This window comes from Ravibacter arvi, from assembly GCF_039540405.1.
In the GTDB taxonomy this organism is placed as follows: Bacteria; Bacteroidota; Bacteroidia; order Cytophagales; family Spirosomataceae; genus Ravibacter; species Ravibacter arvi.
Map to the genome: position 1 here is coordinate 165,269 of NZ_BAABEY010000036.1, position 26,591 is coordinate 191,859.

24 protein-coding genes are annotated in these 26,591 nt (G+C 50.6%); 14 read left to right on the forward strand and 10 right to left on the reverse strand.

Features of this window, described 5'->3' with window-relative positions; genetic code table 11:
- Positions 1-13 precede the first annotated feature (13 nt).
- The 3 genes from aroQ to ABD852_RS20325 all read left to right on the forward strand — a co-directional run bounded on the left by aroQ (position 14) and on the right by ABD852_RS20325 (position 2,404).
- Positions 14-454, forward strand: coding sequence for a type II 3-dehydroquinate dehydratase (aroQ, locus tag ABD852_RS20315; protein WP_425568827.1), 441 nt, complete (start codon positions 14-16; stop codon positions 452-454).
- Positions 451-1,506, forward strand: coding sequence for a pyridoxal-phosphate-dependent aminotransferase family protein (locus ABD852_RS20320; protein WP_345032256.1), 1,056 nt, complete (start codon positions 451-453; stop codon positions 1,504-1,506). Before aroQ ends, ABD852_RS20320 begins: the two co-directional genes overlap by 4 nt.
- Positions 1,507-1,711: 205 nt before the next feature.
- Positions 1,712-2,404: an NUDIX hydrolase gene (locus ABD852_RS20325; protein WP_345033161.1), complete on the forward strand. Its 693-nt coding sequence runs from the start codon at positions 1,712-1,714 to the stop codon at positions 2,402-2,404.
- Here the strand turns inward: ABD852_RS20325 and ABD852_RS20330 are convergent.
- The 3 genes from ABD852_RS20330 to porW are packed head-to-tail and all read right to left on the reverse strand — an operon-like array spanning position 2,391 to position 8,075.
- Positions 2,391-3,539 carry a glycerate kinase gene (locus ABD852_RS20330; RefSeq protein ID WP_345032258.1) on the reverse strand — a complete coding sequence of 383 codons (1,149 nt, stop codon included), beginning with the start codon at positions 3,537-3,539 and terminating at the stop codon, positions 2,391-2,393. The two genes, ABD852_RS20325 and ABD852_RS20330, sit on opposite strands and share 14 nt — an antisense overlap.
- A gap of 47 nt (positions 3,540-3,586) precedes the next feature.
- Positions 3,587-5,881 (reverse strand): penicillin-binding protein 1A, encoded by a 2,295-nt coding sequence (locus tag ABD852_RS20335; RefSeq protein ID WP_345032260.1) that lies wholly within the window; start codon positions 5,879-5,881, stop codon positions 3,587-3,589.
- A gap of 28 nt (positions 5,882-5,909) precedes the next feature.
- Positions 5,910-8,075: a type IX secretion system periplasmic lipoprotein PorW/SprE gene (gene porW, locus ABD852_RS20340; protein WP_345032261.1), complete on the reverse strand. Its 2,166-nt coding sequence runs from the start codon at positions 8,073-8,075 to the stop codon at positions 5,910-5,912.
- A 476-nt stretch (positions 8,076-8,551) separates the two neighbouring features.
- Here porW and uppS point away from each other — a divergent pair, with 476 nt between their 5' ends.
- The 6 genes from uppS (at position 8,552) to ABD852_RS20370 (ending at position 15,865) form a co-directional block, all read left to right on the forward strand.
- The gene (gene uppS, locus ABD852_RS20345; RefSeq protein WP_345032263.1) at positions 8,552-9,307 is read left to right on the forward strand and encodes an undecaprenyl pyrophosphate synthase; all 756 of its coding nucleotides are present in this window, start codon (positions 8,552-8,554) and stop codon (positions 9,305-9,307) included.
- Complete coding sequence (gene bamA, locus ABD852_RS20350; protein ID WP_345032264.1) at positions 9,307-11,913, forward strand: outer membrane protein assembly factor BamA; 2,607 nt, start codon at positions 9,307-9,309, stop codon at positions 11,911-11,913. Before uppS ends, bamA begins: the two co-directional genes overlap by 1 nt.
- A gap of 51 nt (positions 11,914-11,964) precedes the next feature.
- Positions 11,965-12,522: an OmpH/Skp family outer membrane protein gene (locus ABD852_RS20355; protein WP_345032266.1), complete on the forward strand. Its 558-nt coding sequence runs from the start codon at positions 11,965-11,967 to the stop codon at positions 12,520-12,522.
- A gap of 118 nt (positions 12,523-12,640) precedes the next feature.
- On the forward strand, positions 12,641-13,261 hold the full coding sequence (locus ABD852_RS20360) for an OmpH/Skp family outer membrane protein (RefSeq protein WP_345032268.1): 621 nt from the start codon (positions 12,641-12,643) through the stop codon (positions 13,259-13,261).
- 246 nt (positions 13,262-13,507) lie between these two features.
- The gene (locus tag ABD852_RS20365) at positions 13,508-14,059 is read left to right on the forward strand and encodes an OmpH/Skp family outer membrane protein (RefSeq protein WP_345032270.1); all 552 of its coding nucleotides are present in this window, start codon (positions 13,508-13,510) and stop codon (positions 14,057-14,059) included.
- Positions 14,060-14,248: 189 nt separating this feature from the next.
- Positions 14,249-15,865 (forward strand): hypothetical protein, encoded by a 1,617-nt coding sequence (locus ABD852_RS20370; protein ID WP_345032272.1) that lies wholly within the window; start codon positions 14,249-14,251, stop codon positions 15,863-15,865.
- Positions 15,866-15,931: 66 nt separating this feature from the next.
- Here ABD852_RS20370 and ABD852_RS20375 read toward each other — a convergent pair whose 3' ends face one another.
- Both ABD852_RS20375 and ABD852_RS20380 read right to left on the reverse strand, forming a co-directional pair.
- Positions 15,932-16,687 (reverse strand): lipoprotein signal peptidase, encoded by a 756-nt coding sequence (locus tag ABD852_RS20375; protein WP_345032274.1) that lies wholly within the window; start codon positions 16,685-16,687, stop codon positions 15,932-15,934.
- A 12-nt stretch (positions 16,688-16,699) separates the two neighbouring features.
- Positions 16,700-17,887 carry a proline dehydrogenase family protein gene (locus tag ABD852_RS20380; RefSeq protein WP_345032276.1) on the reverse strand — a complete coding sequence of 396 codons (1,188 nt, stop codon included), beginning with the start codon at positions 17,885-17,887 and terminating at the stop codon, positions 16,700-16,702.
- A gap of 441 nt (positions 17,888-18,328) precedes the next feature.
- Here ABD852_RS20380 and ABD852_RS20385 point away from each other — a divergent pair, with 441 nt between their 5' ends.
- Positions 18,329-19,429, forward strand: a complete 1,101-nt coding sequence (locus ABD852_RS20385; RefSeq protein ID WP_345032278.1) for a chorismate mutase — start codon at positions 18,329-18,331, stop codon at positions 19,427-19,429.
- Positions 19,430-19,487: 58 nt separating this feature from the next.
- Here ABD852_RS20385 and ABD852_RS20390 read toward each other — a convergent pair whose 3' ends face one another.
- Together ABD852_RS20390 and ABD852_RS20395 are read right to left on the reverse strand one after the other, a co-directional pair.
- A complete protein-coding gene (locus ABD852_RS20390; protein WP_345032279.1) occupies positions 19,488-20,231 on the reverse strand; it encodes a polyprenol monophosphomannose synthase in 744 nt (247 codons plus the stop codon).
- Positions 20,232-20,250: 19 nt separating this feature from the next.
- Positions 20,251-20,595 (reverse strand): DUF4296 domain-containing protein, encoded by a 345-nt coding sequence (locus ABD852_RS20395; protein ID WP_345032281.1) that lies wholly within the window; start codon positions 20,593-20,595, stop codon positions 20,251-20,253.
- A 74-nt stretch (positions 20,596-20,669) separates the two neighbouring features.
- On the opposite strand from ABD852_RS20395, the gene ABD852_RS20400 reads away from it, so the two are divergent.
- Genes ABD852_RS20400 through ABD852_RS20415 form a run of 4 tightly spaced genes read left to right on the forward strand, consistent with a single transcriptional unit; the run spans position 20,670 to position 24,098 of the window.
- Positions 20,670-21,560 carry a DUF58 domain-containing protein gene (locus ABD852_RS20400; protein ID WP_345032283.1) on the forward strand — a complete coding sequence of 297 codons (891 nt, stop codon included), beginning with the start codon at positions 20,670-20,672 and terminating at the stop codon, positions 21,558-21,560.
- Between the two features lie 3 nt (positions 21,561-21,563).
- A complete protein-coding gene (locus ABD852_RS20405) occupies positions 21,564-22,523 on the forward strand; it encodes a hypothetical protein (RefSeq protein WP_345032286.1) in 960 nt (319 codons plus the stop codon).
- 4 nt (positions 22,524-22,527) lie between these two features.
- Positions 22,528-23,511 carry a vWA domain-containing protein gene (locus ABD852_RS20410; RefSeq protein ID WP_345032288.1) on the forward strand — a complete coding sequence of 328 codons (984 nt, stop codon included), beginning with the start codon at positions 22,528-22,530 and terminating at the stop codon, positions 23,509-23,511.
- A complete protein-coding gene (locus tag ABD852_RS20415) occupies positions 23,511-24,098 on the forward strand; it encodes a ribonuclease HII (protein ID WP_345032290.1) in 588 nt (195 codons plus the stop codon). The genes ABD852_RS20410 and ABD852_RS20415 overlap by 1 nt, the downstream gene beginning before the upstream one ends.
- Before the next feature lie 65 nt (positions 24,099-24,163).
- Here ABD852_RS20415 and ABD852_RS20420 read toward each other — a convergent pair whose 3' ends face one another.
- The 3 genes from ABD852_RS20420 to ABD852_RS20430 all read right to left on the reverse strand — a co-directional run bounded on the left by ABD852_RS20420 (position 24,164) and on the right by ABD852_RS20430 (position 26,529).
- Positions 24,164-24,679, reverse strand: a complete 516-nt coding sequence (locus ABD852_RS20420) for a DUF2480 family protein (protein WP_345032292.1) — start codon at positions 24,677-24,679, stop codon at positions 24,164-24,166.
- A gap of 73 nt (positions 24,680-24,752) precedes the next feature.
- A complete protein-coding gene (locus tag ABD852_RS20425; RefSeq protein ID WP_345032293.1) occupies positions 24,753-25,358 on the reverse strand; it encodes an IMPACT family protein in 606 nt (201 codons plus the stop codon).
- Positions 25,345-26,529 (reverse strand): MFS transporter, encoded by a 1,185-nt coding sequence (locus ABD852_RS20430; RefSeq protein WP_345032295.1) that lies wholly within the window; start codon positions 26,527-26,529, stop codon positions 25,345-25,347. Before ABD852_RS20430 ends, ABD852_RS20425 begins: the two co-directional genes overlap by 14 nt.
- Positions 26,530-26,591: the final 62 nt, after the last annotated feature.

The window sequence follows — 26,591 nt, forward strand, 5'->3', positions numbered from 1 at the left end:
TTAAATCCTGAGCGTGGCAAAAAGACAAATTTTAATCGTAAACGGTCCTAACCTGAATCTTTTGGGAAAAAGACAGCCTGAAATCTATGGCAGCAGCGGCTTTGAGGACTACTTTATAAAACTTACCGAAATGTTCGGCGACGTATCCCTCAACTATTTTCAGTCCAATCACGAGGGAGAGCTGATAGACAAGATACATGAAGTAGGGTTTGATTTTGACGGTATCGTGATCAATGCCGGCGGATATACCCATACCTCGGTTGCACTTGCCGACGCAATCGCTTCGGTAACAACCCCCGCTGTAGAGGTTCATATTTCAAATATTCATGCCCGCGAGGCTTTTCGACACCACAGCTACCTCTCGAAAGTTTGCAAAGGTATGATCTGCGGGCTCGGGCTAAAAGGTTACGAGCTTGCCGTCAGGTATTTATTGGATTTACCCGTAAAATCATGATCACATTTTATCCGGGCCCGTCCAAGCTGTACCCCCAGATCGAAAGTTTTCTGACGGATGCCTACCGCTCGGGCCTGCTTTCGATGAACCACCGTAGCAAACCTTTTATGGAAATGCTGGGGAAGACGATTGCAGTCCTGAAGGAAAAATTGCTGGTACCCGATGCTTATGAGGTTGTATTTACCTCTTCGGCTACTGAATGTTGGGAAATTGTGGCGCAGTCTCTCACCCCGCACAAAAGCTTTCACCTGTACAATGGCGCTTTTGGCGAGAAGTGGAGTGATTATGCGGGTAGAATTCACGGTAGAACGGTCAATATTCCGTACAATCTGAACGAGCAACCCGGTACCGTTTTTCCGGATCACGGTGACCGTGACCTGCTCTGTCTCACCCAAACCGAAACATCCAACGGAACGGCCGTAGATAACCTCTCTTTGCAGGCCGTCCGAAGTACTTTTAAAGGGCTGGTAGCGGTGGATGCCACTTCGGGAATGGCCGGTGTGTCACTTCCGTGGGAAACCGCTGATATATGGTTTGCTTCCGTGCAGAAATGCTTTGGCCTGCCGTCTGGACTGGCCGTGATGATTTTATCTCCGCGAGCCGTTGAGGCTTCGGATGAAGTTGGTGAGAAGTTACATTACAATAGCCTGCCCTTTGTCATTGAAAACTTCAGGAAGTTACAGACGCCTTACACACCGAATATTCTTGGCATTTACCTTTTGAACCGCCTGATGAGTACGCTCGACCCGATAGATCTTGTGTCGCGGAAATTAGAAAACAGGAGTTTAATGCTTTATCAATTTTTAGAGCAACACGGTTTTTCCCCGCTCGTTGAAAACTCCGCAGTAAGATCTCATACGGTAGTGGCGGTTCAGGACAGTAAGGAAAACGTTGCCGCCGTAAAGGCATTTGCCCTGTCGAAGCACATTATGCTCGGAAACGGCTACGGTCAGTGGAAGGAATCGGCGTTCCGGATAGCAAATTTTCCGGCGATAACCGATCCGGAGGTGTCAGCGCTGAAAGAGTGCCTGCTGGCTTTTAAAAATAGTTGAAATACGGCCACGAATTCTCGAATAAAATGGGTCTGTTCGTGAATTCGTCGCAATCATCAAAGGGCGGTGCGCCTGAACCTGCCGTGAAGCATAACAGTAATCGGAATGGTTGGGCCGAACAGTGTCTCACAATTACTTAACGTTAACATACAATACGAAACTTGCCCTATTTATGAACTTAATGAATGGAACTCAAAAAACAAGAATGATTAACCAGTATGAAGATCAGACCAAGTGCCTGGTGGCGCTTGACTCTATTATTTTTGGGTTCGACGGAGAGGTGGTCAAGATTCTGCTCGTAAAAAGAGGTATCGAGGAAACGGCCACCACCTGGTCCCTGATGGGAGGATGGCTGCGCCCGGAAGAAGATCTTGAGAACGCGGCTTCGCGGATTTTAAATGAGCTGACCGGCCTGGAAAATATCTACCTCGAGCAACTGTATGCGTTCGGAGCACCCGACCGGGATAAAATCAGCCGTACCGTGGCGGTGGTATATTTTGCTTTGATTAATGTGAAAGATTACGACGAGCAGGTTTCGGATTCTTACGAGGCGCGTTGGTTTGCTCTCGACGACCTTCCCACCCTGCTTTTTGATCACCAGGAAATGATCAACAAAGGCATAGAGAAGCTGCGGTACAAAGCTGCTCAGCACCCTATCGGCTTTGAATTGCTGCCCGAAAAGTTCACGATTCCCCAGCTTCAGAAATTATACGAGGCTATTTTTAATTCTACCTTCGACAAACGGAATTTCAGCCGGAAATTCCTCTCGACGGGTTTACTTAAGAAGTTGAATGAAAAGCAAAAGGGGCATTCTAAAAAAGGGGCGTTCTATTACCAGGTAGATTCAGACAAATACCAGTCACAATTTAACTCTTTCCTGAATTTTACCCGTTTTTGAATGCTTGCTGCACTGCCAGGAGGCGAACAAGATAAAATACCGTTTCTGTAATTCTTTCCGACGCTTCAGACTGGGCAGTGTCCAGGTCCATGGGGCGGTTCAATACCGAAGCAGCATACGTAATCCCTGCCTCACGGGCCTCTTCAGGAGTAATGGCCAGGGTGCCGCAGACCAGAGCGAGCGGAACACCGGACTCCCGGCATAGTTCAGCCAGTCCTTTGACTACCTTTCCGCTGAGGGTCTGTGCGTCAGCTTTTCCTTCGCCGGTAATTACGAGGTTCATCCCCCGGATTTTTTCCGGGATGCCCAGTTGATCCATCACGATTTTAATCCCTTCGTGAAGCTCTGCCCCTAGAAACCAGATAGCCCCGGCACCAAGTCCTCCCGCCGCTCCGGCTCCCGGCTTTTCCGAAACGTCGGTGCCGAAATGGCCGGACGCTGTTTTCGCAAGGGAACGGAGCCCGCTGTCGAGATGAAGGACCATGGCATCGTCAGCGCCCTTCTGAGGGGCATACACGAAGGCCGCGCCATTTGGGCCGAACAATGGGTTGGTGACATCGCAGGCGACCAGAATTCTGCTCTTCTTTAGCTTCGGGTGGGCATTGTCGCCCTGAATCGCGCTGATTTCGCCCAGGTTTCCACCGACCGGGACAATTTCCAGGCCATTTTTATCCAGGAAGCGAAAACCCAGCGCGCTCGCCATTCCCGTACCTGCGTCGTTGGTTGCGCTGCCGCCGATACCCAGCACGATCGTGGTAACGCCTGACTCCAATGCGTGAGCAATAAGTTCGCCCGTGCCGGCGGTTGATGTAGCCAGGGGATTTTGCTCTTCTTTTTTTAACAGGCTTAACCCGGAGGCCGCCGACATTTCAATATAGGCGGTAGTTCCGTCGCCCGAGACGCCATACGTGGCCGGTATCCGGCGGCCGATCGGGTCGGTTACAATGGTTTGGACGAACCTTCCGCCGGTGTTTCTGGTCAGGATTTGCGCCGTTCCCTCCCCGCCGTCGGCAAGAGGTGCTTTAATAATGGTGGCGCCCGGCAATGCCAGCAATACCCCTTTTTCAGCGGCGTTGCAAACCTCCTCCGCGTCCAGAGAGCCTCTGAATTTATCGGGAGCAATAAGGATATTCATGGTGAATGCCGGCGATTAGGTTACGGAAGACTGGAATTCCTTCAGGTTTAAAAATGGAGCCCTTCGTCTTCCGACCTGATGGTTGGAATGTAGGTGTCCTCACCACTGTAGTCTTCGCCGCCGCAATCCAGGAAGAAATTATCGGGTTTTCGGAAAGCCCCCCGTCCGAAAGCGGTCAGCAGCGGATCTGCATAGACTTTTTGCATATAAATCCCCCAGGCCGGTAGCGCAGTGCGCGCGCCCTGACCCAGCGCGAGTGAGCGGTAATGGATACTACGGTCTTCGCCTCCTACCCAGACACCGGTTACCAGGTTTTGCGTGATCCCCATAAACCAACCGTCCGACTGGTTCTGTGTGGTTCCCGTTTTTGCGGCGATTTCATTGCCCGTAGTTACGCCAAACCGGCCGAGGCTTGAAGAAGTACCGCCTTCAACCGCCCCACGCATCAGGTAAAGCATGTTGTAGGCCATATTGGCGCTGATTTGCTGGTTGGTTTTCGGGAAGAACTCCTGCAGCAGGTTGCCATGCCGGTCCTCGATCCGCAGAATCGCAAGCGGTGTGGTATGATTTCCGCCGTTGGCAAATGTAGAATATGCACCCACCATTTCGTAAACGGAAACGTCGCTGATACCCAGGCAAAGCGAAGGTTTCGCCTCCAGCTGACTCGTAATGCCGACTTTGTGCGCATAATCGACAACCGAGCTTGCGCCGACCTGCTTGATGATAAAAGCAGAAACCGAGTTGACCGAGTTGGCCAACGCCTGCCGGAGCGACAAAGAAGCATACGAAAAGCGGCCATTTGAGTTTTTTGGCGACCAGCCGCCCGGTACTCCGTCGGCAGGGCCAAAAAATATGGGCTCGTCCACCACATGCGAGCAGGGGGTGAGGATGCCGCGGTCAAGTGCGGTCAGGTATACAAAAGGCTTGAAAGTTGACCCCGGTTGACGCTTTCCCTGTTTGACGTGGTCATATTTGAAGTATTTGAAATTCACGCCTCCTGCCCAGGCCTTGATATAGCCGGTATTGGGATCGACGGACATCATGCCTGACCGGAGAAAGCGCTTGTAGTAAGCAATCGAATCGATCGGGCTCATGGTTACCTCTTTTTCCCCGTCATAAGAGAACACCTTCATTTTGTAGGGTGTTTTCATGATTTTCCAGGCTTCGTCCTCCCCGACTGAATTTTTGAGAGCGATAAAATGAGGCGATCTCTTGACTGCACTTTCGAGAAATCCTTTGATTTCATTCCCGTTTTGGTCCACCCACGGATTTTTCCCTTTCCAGTGCTCCTCGAACTTCGCCTGCTGGTCTTTCATGTGGGTGTAGAGAGCATCTTCCATGTGGGACTGGAGCCGCGCATCAATGGTGGTGTAGATTCTTAGCCCGCTGGTATAAAGGTCGTAAGACGTGCCGTGGTCGTCGTTGTATTTTTCCAGCCAGTCGCGCAGTTCAGCTTTCATCACTTCCCTGAAGTACGGGGCCGGCCCCGTAACGTGACTTTCCAGTGTGAAACGCATGCCCAGGGGCTGTTCTTTTGCTTTTTCCAGCCGGGCGTCGTCAAGAAAGCCATATTTGTTCATTTGGGCCAGAACGGTGTTCCTGCGTTGCAGTGCACGTTCGGGGTAACGAAGCGGGTTCCAGAAAGTAGGATTTTGAAGCATTCCGACCAGCAGCGCCGACTCGTTGACATTAATGTCCCAGGTATCTTTGTTAAAATACGTCTTGGCGGCCACTTTGATCCCGTAAGTATTGTTGCCGAAAGATACCGTGTTGAGGTACATCATCATGATCTCCTTCTTGGTATACTTTCTTTCCAATACTACCGACAGGATCCATTCTTTGGTCTTGTTGATCACGGTCTTCACCAGGGGGATCTTTCCGAGAAGGCCCTGGTATTCTTTCGTCCGGGTTTTAAAAAGGTTTTTGGCAACCTGCTGGGTCAGCGTGCTGCCGCCGCCGGAGCTGGTCTGGCCGGTAACAACACCTTTAACGACCCGTATAAGGCTCCGGGCGTCGATACCCGAATGTTTGATGAAACGGGCATCTTCCGTAGCGAGCAAAGCTTCGATAAGGCGCGGTGAAATCTGGTCGTGTTCTACGGGCGCACGGTTTTCAATAAAGTACTTGCCCAGCGACTGGTTGTCTGCCGAGATGAGCTGAGAGGCCTCTTCCGAGCGCGGGTTCTCGAGCGTGACCAGGTCCGGCATTGGCCCGAAGAGCCACAGGAAATTGACGCGTACGGCCAGGATATACAAAATGAGCAGGGCAATACCCCCGATTGCAAACCTCCAGATATTCCGAATAGTTCTTCTGTATTTTCCAGGCAGCAATTCGTTCGTCATGATCTTAATAAGAGTATTTCTGCAATTTCTAATTATTGGGGAGCAGGGCGGCTTGTTCCACCACAGAAAGCATTTCTTTGGTTCTGGGAATATACTCGCTTTCAGGATATACTTTCATAAAGTCCAGAATAGCCTCTTTATAAGCGGCACTGCCTTTTGTTTTTCCCACCATGAAAACGCGAAGAAGCGCAAAACGGTCTATCCCGGCATGATCACGGTACTGTATCAATGCATCATCGAGCTCTTTTAACCCTTCGTCAAGGCGCCCGGAGGTGTAATGGGAATAAATTCTTTCATAAACGGTTTCTGCAGGGCTGTCCGGAGCAGCGGCCGGACCCGAACTCAGCAGCCGTACATAAGTCGAATTCGGGAACTCGGCGACCAGCTTATCTTTCCAGCTTTGTTTGGCAGGATCATCGGCGGGTAAAGCGAGGCACAGGATATAGTAGGCCTCCTGGCGATGCTCTGTTTTGGGGTACTCGTCCATGAGCCTGTTTAATGTTTTAACGGCATTAGCGGGCTCTTTCAGGTTGTTCCAATACATTTTGCCGAGATCAAACAAGGCATTTTCCTTTCTTTTATGGGATGCGGCCATCGCCGAATCGCTTCGTGGTATACTGAGCAGCATGGATTCCCGCTGGGCCACCCACTCTTCCGAGCCTTTTACCATTTCCTTGAAAGCCGTCTCCGTAGCCGTCGCGGCTAAATCGGATCCCGTGGAGTCAGCAGCGGTTTCTCCGGCACGGGCGACCTGGTTGCCGGACTTGGTTTTCCTCCGCCAGTTGTCTTCCAGCGTTCTGTTCCCCCACTTTCGCGAAAAATCGGTTTTCCCCTGGCTCACCCGGGAAGGGTCGTACAGTTCCCATCGCGGGCCGGAGAAAGGACTTGCAGAGGCGTTGGCATCCTGCCTGGCCATCGCGGCCATAGCCGCCTGTTCCTTTTCGTAGGCCAGCTTCTGAGCGGCCTGCCGTTGGGTAATAGCCTCGTCAAGCCGGTCATTTAAAGCTTCAGGCGAGAGCCGGGCCAGTTGCTGCAAAGTATCCTCCGCGTGGATGATCGTAAGGTAGGCTACAAACTGGTCAAGCATTTTCTTCCGGTCGGTCAGCTGCTGAAAGGCCGGGTTGTTCTGCGGTATCAACGACATAGCGCTGTCAAAATATGCTTTGGCAGGCTCAAACTGTGCCAGCTTGTCGGTGTAAATCCGCGCCATTTCCAGGTAGGTATAGGGCACCTGGTCGGTTGCGGCGGTAGAAGCCCTCACCGACTTTCCGAAGTAATCAAGCGCCTCTCTGAATTCTCCTTTCTGCTCCGCAATCTTTCCCATCGTAAAGTAGATCTTGTCCTTAAGATCTGTGTTTTTCCGGTCCCGCAGCATTTTCCTGAACCCGATTTCCTCGATCGGGGCAGTGGGATTCAGCAGGCTTTGGTTCTGGAGCGAATTCATCTTCGCAAAAAACGTCAGATCGTAGTGAGGTTTATTTTTTGGCACCCGCGCGTAGTGTGTATTGGCGAGTGCGGGTTTGCCGAGCCGGTCGTAAAGCTGTCCTGCGATATAATGTAGCCGGGCTTTCCGGGGCGACTTGCCGATCAGGGGCAGGGTCTCTTCCAGGATGGCGACCGAAGTAAGATACTCTTCCGATTTTTGATGAAGATAGGCTTTGGTAAGGTAGAAATCTACGGTGGCGCCGGTCGACAGCGGCTGCTGACGAAGGTATTCGGAGACATTCAGGGCATTGCCGAATTCTTTTCTCTCCACATAAGTGCGCATCAGGAAAGTCAGCGCCTCATTTTTGTCCACGTCTTCCGTACTTTTTGCAAGCACGTACCGAAGCGCTTCGATCCCGTCGTCCAGCTGCCCCAGGTAGATGCGCGCCTTCCCCAGGATGGTATAGCTATTGTCAAGCCATTTGCTGTTTTGGTGCTTTTCGGCAATGATGGAGGCGTTTTTTATCGCCTGGTCCAGGTTTTTCGAAAATTGCTTGGCCTGTATGGAATCGAAAGGAGTAAGGATGGGCAGAAGTAAATTGGGGTTTTCCTTGTAGGTAGCGGCAATACCTAATTCGGCAGAGTCGAGATTGGCCTTCGCAATAAAATAGGCATTGTAGTTAGCAGAAAAGTTATGAAAGGCTACCGATGCAGGTTTCTGGCTGTATTGTGAACAGGAATGGAAAAGCAATCCGAAGAGGATTGCCATCCAGCCGGGTGTGCCAGGAAACAGCGACCGATACTTTTTTTTACTCCCCGAATACAATTGTTTGCCCCTTTTTTTTCAATTCAAAACGTAAAAATAGCTAATTCCGTATTTGGTTGATGGCGGCAGGGGTAAAAAATAGAGCTTCCCGTAAAAAGGGGGCAGGGAGTAATGCCGGGTGAGGTGTGTATTTCCGGCTCCGTCCGGCAGCTTCGCTTCACACGACCGGCGGCCCCCGGAAACCGTGTATTTTACCCGTTTTTTTTGATAATCTGTTTTTCGATACATTTTGATGCAGTGATACTTATTCCTAACTTGCACCACATTTTTCTAACCGTATTCGAAAAGAACAGAAGAAAGAGGCACCGGCTGCCGGAAATCAGCCACCGGAAATCAGCAGGTCGTTGCAACAATTGATCCGGGTGTAACGTATTATGGTTCTCCGGCGCCTGTCCTGCAAGGGTAAGTTAGTCCATTGGATGAAAGAACAAATTGATCAGAAAAATCTGCCGAGGCATATTGCCGTCATCATGGACGGGAATGGCCGGTGGGCACAAAAGCAGGGCGCGGCGCGAATTTTCGGGCACAGGAGCGCCATTACTTCTGTGCGGGAAATAGCAGAGGGCTGTGCGGAACTTGGCATTGAGTATCTGACGCTTTACGCTTTTTCGACCGAGAATTGGGGACGGCCCAAATTTGAGGTCAATGCGCTCATGGAGCTGCTGGTGTATACGATACGCGAGGAAATTCCAACTCTTCAGAAAAACAATATCCGTCTCCATACGATCGGTGATTTCGAAAGCCTGCCGGAGCGGTCCCGGAAGGAACTGACCGAGGGCATGAAAAAGACCGCTGAAAATACCGGGCTGCAGCTGACGCTTGCGCTGGGTTATAGCGGGAAATGGGACATTGTACAGGCGGCCAGGCAGCTTGCACAGGAAGTTTTGGCAGGGTCGACGCAACCCGAAGATATAAATGAGCATCTTTTCGCTGCCAGGTTATCAACCGGTGGCTGGCCGGATGTGGATTTGATGCTGAGAACCGGCGGCGATTTCAGGATCAGTAATTTTATGCTGTGGCAGCTGGCCTACGCAGAACTGTATGTTTACAGCGACCTCTTATGGCCAGACTTCAGAAAACCCCATTTGCACGAAGCAATAATTGCTTTTCAGAGCCGTGAAAGGAGGTTCGGAAAGACAGGTGATCAAGTTAAAGAAATAGTGACAAAAGCATAATGATTGGCTCAAAAGGTAATTTTTACCAGGCGTTTTCCCGAGCGGGCTGGGTGTTGGTATTGGTAGGGGTGGTAACATGTGGTGAGGCTTTCGCACAACGGGTTGGCATCGGATCCATGCGCCAGGCCCAGGTTCCCCAGACCCCGACCTCCACGAATCTGTTTGATTATGCAAACCCCAAGGAGTTTGAGATAGCGGATGTGACCGTTTCCGGTACACAATTCCTGGACCCCAATTCCATGGTTTCGATCTCCGGTCTGCGTACCGGTGACAAAATCAGGCTCCCGGGTATGGGAATTCCTTCTGCCATCAAAAAGATGATGGATTTCGGTACGCTTGATGACGTGGAAATCCAGGCTACCAAGACCGAGGGGAACAAGGTATGGCTGAACATCCATATCAAGGAACGTCCCAGGCTTTACCAGGTGACTTTTTCGGGGATCAAAAAAGGTCAGCGGGAAACACTTAATGATAAGGTGAAGCTGATCAAGGGGCGCGTTATTACGCCTACCGTGATCAAGAATACACAGCTTCTCATCAAGAAGCATTACCAGGACAAAGGATATTACAATACCGCGGTAAAAGTGGTGCAGATTCCCGATACTACCCGGGGACAGGCTACCCTGAATTTCCACGTTGACCGGGGTAAAAAGGTTAGGATTTCGGAAATCGCGATCGAGGGCAATGAATTGTTGTCCGACAAAAAGCTGAAGAAGCGCCTGAAAGGAACTAAAGAAAAGGTGTTTTACCGGTTTTGGGCGCCTTCCAAATATATTCCCAAGAAATATGACGAAGACAAGGATAAGCTGATAGCGTTTTACCGGAAAAATGGTTTCCGCGACGCCACTATCCTTTCCGATTCCGTGGTGAGAGATGAAAATGGAAAGTCGATCCGGGTGGACATCAAAGTCGAGGAAGGACCTAAATACTACTACCGGGATATTTCGTGGACCGGGAATTACCTTTGGCCCAGCAAATATTTGTCGCAAAAACTGGGGATCGAGAAAGGTGAAGTGTACAACCCCGAAGATCTTGAGAAGCGGATCAACGGTATTCCCGGCGGCGACGTAAGCTCGCTTTATATGGACGACGGTTACTTGTATTTCCGTGTAACACCCGTTGAAAAAACGGTGGACGGCGACTCCATTGACATTGAAATGCGCATGTTTGAAGGAAAGCAGGCGACGATTAACCGGATTATCCTGAACGGCAATACCAAAACCAGCGACCGGGTGGTTTTGCGTGAGCTGATGACGCTTCCGGGCCAGAAATTCAGCAAAACGGATTTGATCAATACCCAGCGTCAATTGGCGCAAATGGGGTATTTCGACCCTGAAAAAATCCAGATTAACCCGTTGCCCAACCAGGCCGACGGAACCGTGGACATAGAGTACACAGTAGAAGAAAAGCCTTCCGACCAGATTGAGTTATCAGGTGGTTGGGGTGGTTACATCGGGTTTGTAGGAACTCTTGGCCTGGTGTTCAACAACTTTTCGATCCGCAATATCCCCAACCGGTCCACCTGGCGCCCGCTCCCTTCCGGGGACGGACAAAAGCTGGCCGTTCGGTTCCAGGCAAACGGGCGTCAGTTTCAAACCTACTCGCTGTCGTTCAGCGAACCCTGGCTTGGCGGTAAAAAGCCAATCAACTTCGGTGTTGCACTTACCCGTACGGTTTACCGCATGACAGACTACCGCAACATTATGTTCGGTAACAAGATGAATTACCTGGGAGCGTACCACAACAACGGGATTACTTTCTCGCTCGGCAAACGCCTGAAGGCGCCCGACCGCTTCATGCAGCTTACCCATGCGCTTTCATTGCAACGCTATTCGCTCGACAGCCTTGACTTCTTCAGCATCGGCTACAGCAACGGTAAGTCGAACAACATCACTTTCAATACTACGCTTTCGAGGAATACGCTCAGTGACTTCCAATATCCGCGGAGCGGCTCATCGTTCAGCCTGAGCGCTACGCTGACGCCGCCTTACTCGGCCTTCCGCAAGAAGGAGTTTGCCGATCAGAATGACCGTTTTCAGTGGATTGAGTACCATAAATGGATGTTCGACGCAAGCTGGTTCACTACCATCACAGGCAAACTGGTGTTGAATACGCGCGCTCACATGGGTTTCCTGGGTAACTATAACTCCAAAAACCCGATCAGTCCCTTCGGACGCTTCATTGTCGGTGGGTCAGGCTTGGCCGGGCAGGGAATGTTCGTAATGGCAGACCAGGATATTATCGGTTTGAGGGGGTATGACGACCGGTCGGTAGGGGCACTCACCGGCACTTCCAGTATCGTCCCGAGAGGCGGTGGTGGTGTTGTGTACAACAAGTACGTAATGGAATTACGCTACCCGGTTTCACTGAACCCGCAGGCAACGATTTTCTTGCTGACTTTTGCTGAAGGCGGTAACAACTGGGACAACTATAAAGACTATAACCCGTTTAATATCAAAAGATCTGCGGGTGTCGGCGCCCGTATCTTTATGCCGGCCTTCGGTTTGCTGGGAATCGACTGGGGATACGGTTTCGACAGTATCCAGGGACGGACGGAAAAGAGCGGCGGGCAGTTCCATTTTACAATCGGACAGCAGCTCAGATAATTTCCGGGCCGTTTATTTCGTTGCTAACAACTCCTGTATAAATTGAGAACAATGCTTAGATCACTCTTTATCTGCTTTTTGTTGCTGACGACGGGCGGCCTGGCCTCCGCCCAGAAATTCGGGTACGTGGACATGGAGTTTATAATGAGCAAGCTCCCCGAATATGCAACGGCGCAGGCAGAGATCGATAAGCTTTCGGACAGCTGGGCGAAAGAAATCCAGGATAAGATGGCAGCGGTTGACGCCATGCAGCGCGAATTAATGGCTGAAGAGGTGCTGCTTACCGAGGAGCTGAAAAAGAAGCGCCGGGACCAGATACGCGAAAAAGAGCTGGAAACGCGCGAATACAACAACAAAGTGTTCGGTATGAACGGAATGCTGTTTCAAAAGAAAAAGGAGCTGATGAAGGACGTGATGGACAAGGTTCAGCGCGCGCTTGATAAAGTGGCCGTGCAGCGTAAGCTGGACATGATCATCGACAAATCCAGTGATTTTGTGTTGGTATACACCAATCCGAGACACGATTACACCGACTATGTTTTGGAGGAGTTGGGAATTGATCTTAAACCTAAAGCCGCCAATGCTGTCAAACCGGCTGTCAAACCGTAAAGGCGGGTTATTGAGCAGGCAACTCTTTAATTATTCCGGGAAAGAACGTAACTTTGATGTTTATACGGTAATACGCTTTAATACGGACCAGTAACAAACCATTTTTAGAAAAGAACAAATGAAAAAAGCAGTTTTTGCGTTAGTGGCACTCGTCGCTTCTTTGGTTAACCCTCTTATGGCACAAACGCCAACCAAAATCGGGTATACTGACGTAGAAGTGATCCTGGGCAGGCTTCCGGATGCGAAGAAGATTCAGAGTGAACTCGAAGTTACCCGGGCCCAGTTTGAGAAATCCATCCAGGAAAAGATTAAGGAGTTCCAGGATAAGCTCGATAAGTACCAGAAAAATGCGCAGAACATGAATGAAGTGCTGCGCGCCGACAGCGAACGCGAACTGCAAAATCTTCAGAAGTCTATCGAGGATCTTCAGGCAAATTCGCAGCAGTCGCTGATGCAAAAGCAGCAGACGCTTTTGACCCCGGTTCTGGACAAGATCAGTGCCGCCATCCAGCAGATTGGGAAGGAGCAGGGCTACCTGTATATCATTAACAGCGACACCGGGCAGAACGCTAACCCGATCCTGCTTTACGTGGGCTCTGAAGAGTACAACGTAACAGATCTTGTTCTCACCAAGCTCGGCGTCGATCCTAAGGCGGCTGCCGCAGCAGAAGCCAAGCCTGCAGCAACACCGGCTGCTCCTGCCGCCGGAAGCAAACCTGCCGCGAATAAGCCTAAATAAGTAAGGTGCCGGCAGACTGTATGCGTCTTCAAACTCGAACAAGCTGACAATAAAGCGATGCGGTCTTTCGCCTCGCTTTATTGTTTGTAAAGGTGGGTGGAAAGGAGTAAGCGGAAGTCAGAGATCGGAAATCAGAAATCAGAAATCGGAAATCGGAAATCGGAAACTGAGATCGGAAACGAAAGTGTCTACGCGGCGCGGCCGATTTCTGATTTCTGACCTCCGACAACCAATCAACACATGAACATGAGAAAAATATTTTTGCTTGCCGGATGCCTGAGCATCCTTTCTGTCTTTTGTACCACGCTTTTTGCGCAGGGAAATGTTAAGGTGGGCCACACCAATTCCAATTATATTATAGGATTAATGCCCGAAACCAAAAAGGCGCAGGGTGAGCTTGAAACTATGAAAAAGCAGCTCGAAAAGGTGTTGCAGGAGAAGTCGAAGACATTTGAGGAAAAGGTGGAGCGGTACCAGACCAGTGCGGCATCTATGAGCCAGACCTTGCGTGAGACCACCGAAGCCGAGCTTCAAAAGCTGAGAACGGAACTCCAGGAACTCCAGGGGAAGTCGGAATCAAGTTTTATGGAGAAACAGCAGGCACTGTTTAAGCCGATCGCTGAAAAAGTGAACAAAGCTATCAAGGAGGTCGGAAAAGAAGAAGGGTATCTGTATGTCCTGAACGGTGATACGGGAAATGTAGGCAACCCGGTATTGCTTTATTCCGGCTCTGAGAACTCCGATATTACCAATCTCGTTTTGAAAAAGCTGGGGGTAACTCCTCCTGCGAAACAGTAGCGCCCGGATATTCAACCGTCAGTGCCGGTCAATGGGTCGGGCACTGACGTCTTTGTTTTGTGGTATTTTCAGAACTAACGGTATTTCTTCTTTTTTTTAAGGATAATCTGACGACAAAGTAATTGAACGGACAAAAAAACGTTTATATTGATGTTAAACTGTCCTATGTCACATTTAAGCTGTTTCACTATGAGTGCCGCGAAGGCCACATACGTTTATTGGTTGTGTTTGGTCGGTTGTCTTGGAATAGTCACTAAAACCTTCGGGCAGGAACCTGTCAGGAGCAGAGATTCTTCCTCAACCGAGCCTTTTAAGCTTATTATGCCGTATAACTACGGCTGGAGTACTGTGAAGGAAGGGGAGAGTATTGGCTTCGAGTTAAAAACTACCGGTGGAAAGAGTAAGGAAGTAACCTATTCGATCGTGAATGGAAAGGTCCCTGAAATGAAACTGGATTCAGTAACGGGCGCTTTTTCCTGGACGCCTTCCTATGACGTAGCCGACCGCCTGATTACTTCTGTAGCGGTATCTGTTTTATTTGAAGCCCGTAACAAGGCCGATGAAGTCAATAGCCAGGAGGTTGTATTTAAAGTGGTTCATACCAACCGCCCGCCGGTTGTGGATGAACTGAAGCCGTTTTACGTGCAATTCAAAACGCAGAATACTTACCGGGTCGATCCTGAGAGTGTACGGGACCTGGACAACGATTCTTTTGTGTTTATCCCGATACTGGAGACTATGCCCGAGGGCATGCAAATGTCCGAGGCAGGCCAGATAACCTGGGATCCTTCTATCGCCCAGTTTAATATTCTGAAAGCAGGCCCCCGGTATGTAGAATTTTACGTGGAAGACCAGCCGTTCAAAGCGCGTACCAAAGCGCGGCTGAAGCTGGAGCCCACACAAAAGGACCTTGCGCCGGTGATTACGGTGGTACCGAAGCAGTCTGTTTTCCGGATCAAGGAAAACTCACTGGTGAATATTAAATTTTACCTTTCCGACCCGAATGGTGACGACGATATCGCACGATTTGATTTCGTTTCTCAGAACAAGGAAATTTCCAAGAAGGCCCTTGTAAAAAATACGGAGACGAACTATGAGTTCATCTGGGAACCGGGTTTTGACTTCGTGAAAGAACCCGTGGACTCCGTCCGGTTCAGCATCACCTTCTATGTGATTGACAAGGCGCAAAACAGGGATGAACGGGTCTTCAATTTTGTTGTCGGGAATACGGTAGACGAGGAGAAGCGGAATGAATACTGGTTCAACCTGTATCATGAGGCTATGGTTTCGGCGCGTGATCTCATGGACCAGATGGTAGAGAAAGAGAACGATCTCAAGCGGAATTACAGGAAGGCCAAAAGGGGTAAAAGCCAGCGTTCGGTTTTGAATGCGACCATGGGGGCATCAACCGGTTTGTCACCGGTAATTGCAAAGGATAAGCCCGATCTGAGAAACCAGATGACGGTTATCGGCGGCACTACGGTAGCGACGATCGGCACGCTGGAGGCCACGGAGGTAATCGGTAAGTCGATTAAGGATCTGTTGGACCGTTTTAACTACGTCCTCGAGAAAAAGACAGAGCTCCAGGGTAAGGGCGATGCCTTCGCACGTGAATTTGCTTCCAAAACAGCCCGTGCCCATCCCGATTTTGTGAAAAAGCTCGATGCGTTCAAGTCCAGTATGAGTGTGCGGGGCCTGGTAGCATTGGAGCTCGACGCTAACTGGGTGAGCAAAACCCAGGCGACCACCAAGGAAATCAGGAAGTATTTCAAAGATTATATGCCGCTTAACGAGTCGGCAAACTGAAACCGGCCAAAGCCATAAAAAAGGGTGAAGCATTGCGCTTCACCCTTTTTTATGGCTTTTATCAGCTCAGGCCTGGCGGTCGGGAAGGGTCTGGCCTTCGGTGTCGTCATTATCGGAAGCTCTTTCGGACGCCGCCTCGTTGTTGGCAACGGGCTGGTTTTCGTTGTTTTCCTGCAAATCGGTTTCTTTAAAGCCACCTTCCGGGTCGGTTTCGACGTTGCCTTCCGTATCGTTCTCGATGGGCGTGTAAAAATGCCCCTGGAAGATCAGCACGATACAAACGCCGACGAAAATGCAGGAGTCGGCGACGTTAAAAATGGGGGTTGAATAATATTGTCCGCCGAATACGGGGATCCATTCGGGAAGAAAACCTTCCCAGAAATCAACAAAGATCATGTCGATCACCTGGCCGTGGAACCAGGGAGTAGGAGATCCGACCGGCGCATTTCCCAGCAGGACGCCGTAGAAGGTACTGTCGATCACATTTCCTACCGCACCGGCCAGAATCATGGAAAGCGCCAGAAGAAGGGTGCCGGAAGCTCCCCTGACCGCCAGGCGCACCAGGTACCAGCCAATGACGAACATAGCAACAAGGCGGAACAGGGTGAGCAAGAGCTTGCCGTATTCATGGCCGAGCTGCATCCCGAAAGCCATCCCGGGGTTGAGCACGTAGTGAAGTTTCAGCCAATCGCTGATAAGTACGATCTGCCCCGGGAACCCCGGTTCCATCTTGAAATGGACAAGCATTTTTGTCCCCTGGTCAATGATGATCAGGAGCAGGCTGATCAATAGGTATTTAGTCGCGTTTTTTCTTTCGTTCATAACGACACCGTGTTATCGCCGTTTTCTTCTTTGCAGTTCCTTCTTGATCAGCAGAAATTCCCGGCTGCTTTGACCGGCAATGGCAGTGTTTTCGTTAGCCCGCCGGAACAAGTAAGGCATAACTGCTTCAATTGGCCCGAAAGGTACGTATTTGGCGACATTATAACCAGCCGAAGCCATATTAAAAGAGATGTTGTCGCTCATTCCGAGCAGCTGGGCGAAGAAAATTCGTTTGTCACTTTTTTCAAGGTGCTGCTGCTGCATCGCGTTCATACATCGCCGGCAACTTAATTCGTTGTGAGTGCCGAGGCAAATCGAGAGCGAATCCAGCTTCGTCAGCGAGAAGCGAACTGCTTCGTTATAATCGTCGTCAACGGCTGCTTTTGTGTTATGAATAGGGCTTTTATAACCGAGTTCATCGGCGCGGGCCGCTTCTTTCTCCATGTAAGCGCCTCTCACCAGTTTGGCCCCTATCTTATAGCCTTCATCTTCGGCCCGTTTTATTGCGGCGGCGTAGTTGCCTGACATGTCGGCCCGGTAAAACTGGTAGGTGTTGTAAATAATGGCTTCTTCCCGGTTAAACAGCCGCATCATCTCATATGACAAATCGTCTATGGTATTTTGAATCCAGCTTTCTTCCGCATCAAAGAATATCCGTACCCGCAGGTCATGCGCCTTGCCGCAGAGGGTTAGAATACGGTTCCGGGCCTGGGCGTACTCCGACTTTTCCGCTTCCGAGAGCGGCGTGTTGTTTTGTATTTTCCCGAGTAGAACGCTCCTGACCAAGCCTGTGACTTTAAAAACCGCAAACGGGATATCCTTCGGGTTGAGCGCCGCAGTCTCTACCGTACGGAGCAACTGCGCGAGGGTATGGTCAAAAGACGACGCGCTGTCTTCCCCTTCTACCGAATAGTCCAGGATGGTTCCTACCCCGCTTTTACCCAGTTTTTTTATCGTTCTCTGGCAGGCTTCGATGGTTTCTCCACCGCAAAAATGCTCGAAAACGGTATTCCGGATAATGGGTTTTACGGGTAAGCGGACACGGAGGGCAAATTGGGTAAGCGCACTGCCGATCTTGACTAATGCGGCGCTGTTCATGACTGAAAACAGCCAGTAGGCCTTTCGTAATTCGGCATCTGTCTGGTGCGAAAACGCGGAAGCCGTGTTGTCGAAGTCGACGTTTGGGTGAGCAATGTTCATAAGTGATGAAGTGATGAATGGAAGTCGGAAGTCGGAAATCAGCAATCGGAAATCGGAAATCTGGGATCAGGAATCGGGAATCTGAAATCGGGGGGATTCCGACGGGCAATCCATTTTCGCGGCGGGCTGATTTCCGACTTCCCAAAAAGTGTTCAGTTGCCGCCTCCGATTTCTGACTTCTGATTTCCGACTTCCCAAAAAATGTTCAGTTGCGGTCCCCGATTTCCGATTTCTGATTTCCGATTACCGATTCCCACAAAAGTTAAATCGCAGTTATACGTTTAAACATTCAGATTATTTCATTTTGTTATATTAGAAATAGTTACTTTTGCATTTACAAAGCAAAATACGCAACAAAATTACAGTTATCCTGCGATAGGTGTATTTTTTTGGCAGGATATTGTACTGAAGTAAGGAATCTCAAATAATTTATAAAAGTAAATGAAATCGACGCTTGATATTCTGCCCTTGAATAGTTGGTTGGAAACCAATGGTAAGCCAGTGATCATTGCTGGTCCATGTAGTGCTGAAACGGCGGAGCAGGTGATGGAAACCACTACGCAGATCAAGGCAGAAGGCTTTGCCAATGTGCTGAGAGCTGGAGTTTGGAAACCACGGACCCGTCCCGGAAGTTTTGAAGGTGTTGGAGAGCCGGCTTTGGCGTGGATGCAGGAAGCGCATAAAGAAACGGGGCTTCCGGTTGCAGTTGAAGTAGCGACCCCGCAGCATATTGAACTGGCGCTTAAATACGGTGTAAATATTTTGTGGATTGGCGCCCGTACGACGGTGAACCCTTTCAATGTCCAGGAACTTGCTGACGCCCTTAAAGGTGTTGACGTGCCGGTTCTGGTAAAGAACCCGGTTAACCCTGATCTTCAATTGTGGATCGGAGCGCTGGAGCGTCTGAACCAGGCCGGGATCAAGAAGTTGGGAGCGATTCACAGGGGTTTCTCCAATGCACAGGAAACAAAGTACCGGAACTCCCCGATGTGGCACATTGCGGTGGAATTGAAAACCATGTTCCCCCAGCTGCCGATTATCGGTGATCCAAGCCATATGGCAGGTAAACGTCAGTATTTGTTTGAACTGGCTCAACGCGCGCTGGATTTGAACTATGACGGTCTGATCATTGAATCCCACAGGGATCCGGATAAGGCATGGTCCGATGCTGCGCAGCAGCTTACCCCCAAAGCGCTGGGCGAAATGCTCGAAGCGTTGAGCGTACGCTCGAAGGAATACGGAACCGATTACCAGTCAGAGCTGGAGGTAGTCCGGGCCAAAATTGATAATCTTGACAGAGAGCTCCTGGAAAACCTCGCGGCCCGGATGTCGTTGGTGGAACGCCTGGCTGAATACAAGCGGGATAACAACGTTTCGGCTTACCAGGTAGACCGTTTCCGGGAAATATTGAAAACAAGAGCCGGCTGGGGTAAGAGCATGAATCTGTTCCCTGACCTGGTAGACGAGCTTTTCAAGCTGATCCATATGGAGTCTATCAGGAAACAAACGGAGGTCATGAATCAGCCCAAAGTCTCTGCCTGATACGACATTTGTAATGCGCTATAAGTGTACCGCGTCCTGGTTTCAGGATGCGGTTTTTTTATGCTTTCCGGGTCTGGGGGTAGCGTGAGAACACGCTCCGGAGTTTCATCGCAATAACGCCGAATACGGCTTCCCTGAAAATTCCTTTCGACATCTTGGAATTCCCCTGCGTGCGGTCCGTAAACACAATCGGAACCTCTTTTATCCTGAACCCGAGTTTCCACGTATTGAACTTCATTTCGATCTGGAAGGCGTAGCCTACGAAACGGATGTTATCGAGATCGATGGTCTCCAGCACCTTTTTCCGATAGCAAACGAAACCTGCCGTAGGGTCCATGACAGGCATTGAAGTTATCGCCCGTACGTAGGTCCCCGCGAAATAAGACATCAGGACCCGTTTCATGGGCCAGTTTACGACATTTACGCCGGTTACATAGCGGGAGCCTACCGCAAGGTCATTGCCCTCGGCATGGCAGGCGGTGTGAAGCCTGATGAGGTCTTCGGGGTTGTGCGAAAAATCGGCGTCCATTTCAAAGATGTAATCATATGATTGCTGCAACGCCCATTTAAAGCCGAAAATGTAGGCTGTGCCCAAACCCAGCTTCCCCGCTCTTTCCAACAGGTGCAGGCGGTCGGGGTATTGTTTCTGGAGCTCTTTTACCGCTGTAGCGGTGCCGTCGGGGGAGCCGTCGTCTATGATGAGCAGGTGAAACGGGACCGACAGTCCGAAGACTTTCCTAACAATAGCATGTATGTTTTCTATTTCGTTATAGGTAGGTATAATTACTAATGACCTGCTCATACTCAACGGATTTCAGTGTTTACTTTTTGGGGGCGGCACTCGAATCGCTCTTTGCCAGCGCTTTTGTCACAATTTCATAGACACTTCCCAATTGCTCCGGGTTGGAAGCGTAGTAGGCATAACTCTTGTTGTAAAGGGCCGAGTCGACCTTGTGTTTTGCCCAGATTTCCTGCTGAAGCTTCCTGAATACTACTACGGACGAATCCATGGAACGCAGGTTAAGCTTGGATACTTTGGCTTCGGCAAGATGGATTTCGACGAGCATATCCGCCATTTTTTCCTTATCCAGAATGTCTTTCGGCGGCTTTGTGCCACCCGTGCAGGACAAAAAGATAAGCATGACTGCCCATTGGAATGTTCGCATTGCTCTTGGTTATAGCCTATCTTTGCAGACAGGGTGTACAAAATTGCTAAAATTTTCAGAAAAACCTGTTCCCTATGTTTAGGCAGTTTCTTTCCAAGCTACATAAATATGAGATTCGGATAAGAAAGGCGGTGAACAACCCCAGGCAGGGGAATTTTCAGTCAGTATTTAAGGGGTCCGGGCTCGATTTCTCGGATCTCAGGCAATATCAGTATGGTGATGACATCCGGATGATTGACTGGAATTCATCGGCGAAAGGGCACGGCGTTTATCTGAAGCTTTTCAAGGAAGAGAAAGAGCAAACGGTTTTTTTTCTTTTTGATGTGAGCGGCTCGCAGCTGGTGGGCGCGCCGGGCCGTAACAAGCTGGATGCCTCGCGGGAAATCTGCGGGGTCCTGGCGCTCGCAGCCGTGAAGGAAGCCAGTGTGGTCGGGATGCAGTGCTTTTCCGATCAAAACGAGCGTTACCTGCGGCCGTCGGGCGGAATGAAACAGGCTTATCGCATTATTTCGGCACTGTTTAACCTTGAGCCGGCCTCACTCCGCACCAACCTGAGCCGCAGTATACTCCATGTGCTGGAAATGCTCAACCGGCGTTCGCTGATTTTCCTGGTTTCCGATTTTGTGGACACCAACTATGAATTACCCCTTAAGGCGATGGCCAGGAAACACGATCTGGTCGTAATACAGGTTCACGATAAACAGGAGCAAATGGTGCCCGCTATGGGCATCGTGCCGGTGCAGGATGTAGAAACCGGCCAGCGAAGCTGGGTGAATACTTCGTCTCCTTTTTACCGTAGCGCCGTTGAGGAAGAATTCCTGGAAAGGAGCCGCAACCTGGAACGGATTTGCAAACAGAATAAGGCGGATTATGTTTCTGTAGAGGCATCGGAGGATTTCGTGCCGCTCCTGGTACGGTTGTTCCGGGTGAGGCGCTACCAAAAAGAACGTTCGAGCAGTAAGTAGTATATGCGTAATAGCGGTTTTTCCCCGAAGCGAAACAGGCAGTTGCCCGGCTGGATAGCAGCGGTGCTTTGGGTGCTCATGGTTTTTCCCTCGGCAGGCCAGGAAAGAAAACTTCCCCGGGGCAGGATCAATAAAGACACGGTTAGAACCGGAGAATCGTTTGCCTACAGCCTCAGTTACCGCCATGCACCCGGCGAGGAGGTTTTTTTTCCTGATTCGACCTTTGACTTCAGTCCCTTTGAATTTCGCCGGCAGGAGGTTTTCGGTACCGAAACCGACGAAACGGGTAGCCTCGACAGCGCTGTTTACCATCTTGTGTCGTTTGAAGTTACGTCAGGTATCGGTATCTCGTTGCCGGTTTTTCTTTGGAACGGGAAGGATTGTACCGCGGTATATCCCCCCGTTGACAGCAGTTTCGTCGCACTCCTGGTAGACCGCGCTAAGCTCGACAGCCTGACCCTGGCAAAAAACCTGGAGGTGGTGCCCATCAAGGAACGGTTTGACTATTCTGCCTTTCTGATCGGGTTGTTGATCGCCGCCATAACCGCTTTTCTCATCAACTGGCTTTTCGGGAAGAAAATCCGGCAGCAGTGGAATGTGTTCCGGCTTAAAAGACGGCACCGCGAGTTTTCGAGAGGCTTTAACCGTTATTTTGCAAATGCTAAAAACAGGGGAAGCACGCAAGACGTGGAGAAGGCACTTATATTATGGAAGAATTACCTTGAACGTCTTGAAAGTAAGCCTTTTACGACTTTTACGACCCGTGAAATTTCCGATAATATTTCGGACGATTCCCTGCGGGAGGCGCTCAAAGAAACAGACAAGATTATTTACGGGGTGGCCTCCCAATCAACTGACATAGGCAATTCTCTGCTGATCTTGAATAACGTGGCCCAAACGCTGTATAATAACAAGCGACTGGCGATTATGGGGGTAGATAGGTCGCAAAGGGAAATTCAGTGAAACGATGGAGTGGTTTTCTTTAAATTGGTTCGACTGGTATTGGGTACGGAATCTCCGGTGGGAATACCCGCAATTCCTTTATCTGCTGCCTTTGGTACCCGCTCTCTTCTGGCTCCGCAGCGTGATGCACCGTACGGACAAACAGTATATTAAAGTAAGCGGTGTGCACAGAAGCTATTTTATGAACTGGGTCACTTTGCTCCGATTGGTTCCGCCTACGCTTTCGGCTTTATCACTTGCCCTTGCCCTGGTTGCCGTAGCCCGACCGCAGACTGTTACTACGAAAATTGACCGGTTTTCAGAGGGGATTGACATTATGCTGGCGGTTGATATTTCCGAATCGATGCTGGAACGTGATCTGCAGCCGACACGGCTTGCCGCCGCGAAAAAGGTAGCCCAGCGATTTGTCGAAAACAGGTTACAGGATAGGATTGGTCTTGTAATCTTTGCAGGAGAAGCCTATTCCATTTGTCCCCTGACGACCGACTATGACCTTCTTAAGCAGTATATTGAGGACTTGCAGACAAGCATGATCCCCGAAGCGGGAACCGCGATCGGTAGCGCGCTTGCCGTTGCCATCAATAGAATGCGGGATTCAAACGGCCAGAGCAAAGTGGTTATTCTGCTTAGCGACGGCGATAACACCTCCGGGAACCTGGATCCTTTCACTATGTCGAAGCTCGCCCAGGCTTATGGAATAAGGATTTATACCATAGCGGTCGGACGCGCCGGCGGGGCATCTTCCAATGTATCCGAATCAGTGCTCCAGCGCATTGCCGGGGAAAACCAATTCTTCAGAGCGACCGATAACACCGCCCTGGGGGCAGTTTTCTCTCAGATCAATCAACTGGAAAAGGTTAAATACAAAGATTCAATGTACAGCGAAGTAAAGGACTATTACCGGGTATATCTGATGTGGTCGGTAGTCCTGTTTATTATTTCGCTGGGGTTAAAAAGTACTTTTATGGCAAATGTTCTTGAAGACTAATGCTGAGGGCTTATTATAACGTGTCATGTATAGAGGCGGGTCTCGATGAGGTGGGCCGCGGTTGCCTGGCCGGGCCCGTGGTAGCCGCAGCGGTTATACTGCCGGCCGATTATTCGCACCCGCTGCTTACCGACTCGAAGCAGCTCTCGGAGGTGCAGCGTCTCCGGATCGGAGAAGAGGTTCTGAGGGAAGCAGTGGATTGGGCCGTGGCGGAAGTTTCCAACCAGGAGATTGACCGCATCAATATTCTGCAGGCGAGTTTTCTCGCCATGCACCGCGCTGTTGGCGCCTTGAAAACACTTCCGGAGCACTTGCTGGTAGACGGAAACCGGTTCAGGCCCTACCCGATGATACCCCACACCTGTGTGATCAAAGGTGACTCCCAGTTTTTTTCAATCGCGGCCGCCTCCGTTCTTGCCAAGAATTACCGCGACCGGCTGATGGCAAGACTTGCGGAGGAATTCCCTGAATACGGCTGGGAGCAAAATGTGGGTTACCCAACGCTTCACCACCGTCGTGCCATCAGGATTTTCGGAACTACGCCCCATCACAGGCTCAGCTTCAGGCTGCTGAAAGACGAATCATAGCGTATGACGGCTCGTCGGGCAGGATCCTTTGTCCCGTGTGCCTGAAAGCTTCGCCGGAAACCGGGCTAAGCCCTGGGGCGTTTATAAAGCGGGACGGTGCTGCAGGGTTCTCCGAACATAAGACTTTGTACGACCGGCTTTAGCCGGCGTGTGACTTCTACGTAGGCTGAAGTAGGAACGGCATATTTACTGCAGCCTTTCACTACTACTTTTTTGTCACGGTAGTCCTCCGGGTCAATCCGGTCGAGGGCTGCGTAGAACAGTCTTTCTTCCAGCTTTTCCAGGTCACCGAAAACAATCTGGCCGGCATAGGGCTGTAATTGGAGCGTAAGGAGCATGAAGGCCCAGGTCGGTATAATGGCGTCTTCCGAACAGGTGATGGCGACATGCTTCCCGGAATAAGCCGACCAGTCATGCTCCTTCAGAAAGGCTCTGAAGTCTTTTTCCCGTAAAATCAGTCCCTGGTAAAGATTGTCTTTCAGGTCGTAAACAACCCTTTCGCCCTGGTCGTAGTAGGATTCCAGATCAAGCGAAACCAGTCCGCTGCCTGCTACTTTATTGATGATTTCCTCTGTTTCCATGATAAATTACTTAAAGCTATAACACAGCCTGGAGGCTGTTTGTTCATCAGCGGAAGAATGCTGAACGGGTTGTCTAGTCCGGTATCTGGGTGATGTTTGCGCCTTCCGCCCGGGCGCAGCGGGCCAGGAATTCGGGCGCAAGCGTATTCCTGACTTCTACTTCTATGGAGCACATCAGGTCAAAAACGGGTTTCTGTATTTCCAGGTCCATTTCTTTTACGGCTTTCATTACCGCATTCATGGCATCATAGGGAAAACTGACCAGGTAGGTAGTTTTCAGGAAATCGGTGATCAGCCCGGTCTCATCCAATGCCATTTCCGTGGCTGTTTTGTAAGCGCGGATCAGCCCCGGGACGCCGAGCAGGGTACCGCCAAAGTACCGGACTACTACCACGAGGAGGTTGGTGACCTCGCGCGAGTACAGGACGTTCAGAATGGGCTTGCCTGCGGATCCGGAAGGCTCGCCGTCGTCATTGGCCCGGTAGCGCCCTGGGCCGATCCGGTAAGCATAGCACCAGTGGACGGCCTTGGGGTGAAGCTCTTTCAGTGCAAGTACCCGGTTGCGCACCTCTTCCTCTGACCTGACCGGGTAGGCGAATCCCAGGAATTTACTTCCCCTGTCCTTGAAAAGACTTTCTGAAGGGGCCGAAATGGTTAGAAAAGCGTCATCTGGTATCATAGCCTGGCTTCTTTTTCAGGAGGAAAATGCAGAATAAAACCGCGGCGGAGGCCATGGATGCATTCACAAAAAAAGCCAATTTAAGGTTTTGGAATTGGTTGGCAAAAAGAAAAGCCGACACCCAGGCGCCGACACCGATACCGGCTTCCAGTGAAAGATACATAGTTGAGAGCGCTTTCCCGCGGTTGTTTTCGTTACTTAGATCTACGGTCCAGGCCGAAAGTACGGGAGAAAGAATCCCCATCGAAATACCGTAAAGAAACGCCCCTGAAAGGAAAAGGGATTTGGTTCCGGAGATGGCGGTCAGGATCATGGCCGCCACCATAATGATACTGCCCGCCAGGGCGCCGGGAAGGCGGCCAAACCGGTCGGAGGCTTTCCCGGCAACAAAGCGGCTCAGGAGCGAAGCGAGCGTGCTTACCAGGAAAAAGAGGCCGAGGTTTGAAAACCCCAGGTAGCTGCTGAAATCGGGGGTGAGGGTAGCGACGGCGCCGAAGCTGAAATAATTAAGAAAAATCACGACGGATGGCGCTATAACAGCCGGCTCAAAAAGGTCATTTCGGGTCAGTCGCAGCATTTTTGGGGAAAATTTCTGCGGCGCCGGCAACGTCTCCTTCAGGTTCATGAGTATGGCCACCGACAAAAAGGCCAGCAAGGCCGAAGAGAGGAACATTACCTGGATGGAATAGGTCTGCGTGAGCCAGCTCCCGGCCGCAGGTGATATCGCAGAACCCAGCGAAGCACAAAGGCCGTGGATTCCCAGGGCCTCGCCGCGGCGGTCAGCAGGTACAATATCGGAAATGTAGGCGGCAGTTCCGGTAGGCTTAAACCCTGTGGAAAAACCGTGAACAAGCCTGAGAAGGAGAAAAGGCAGAACGGCGGTGATCAGCGGGTAGAAAAGGCTGCACATGACGCATACCAGCGAGCCGACGGCCATCACGGGTACTCGTCCGACCCGGTCGGTCAAAACCCCGCTGAATGGGCGGGAGAGGCCGGCTGTAATTGTGAAAAGTGCAATAATATACCCTTTGTACTCGGCCCCGCCCATGTTGGAAAGGTGGCGCGGAAGCTCGGGTATGAGCATGTTGAAGCTGGCAAAGAACAAAAACGAACTGGAAGTCAATAACCAAAACCTGGTGGTATAGAATCCCTGGGTACTTTCACCCGGCATGAGCAATTTTATAATAATGGGCTGGCTACCCGGTTTTTACCGGGAAGTGTAGCCGTACACTG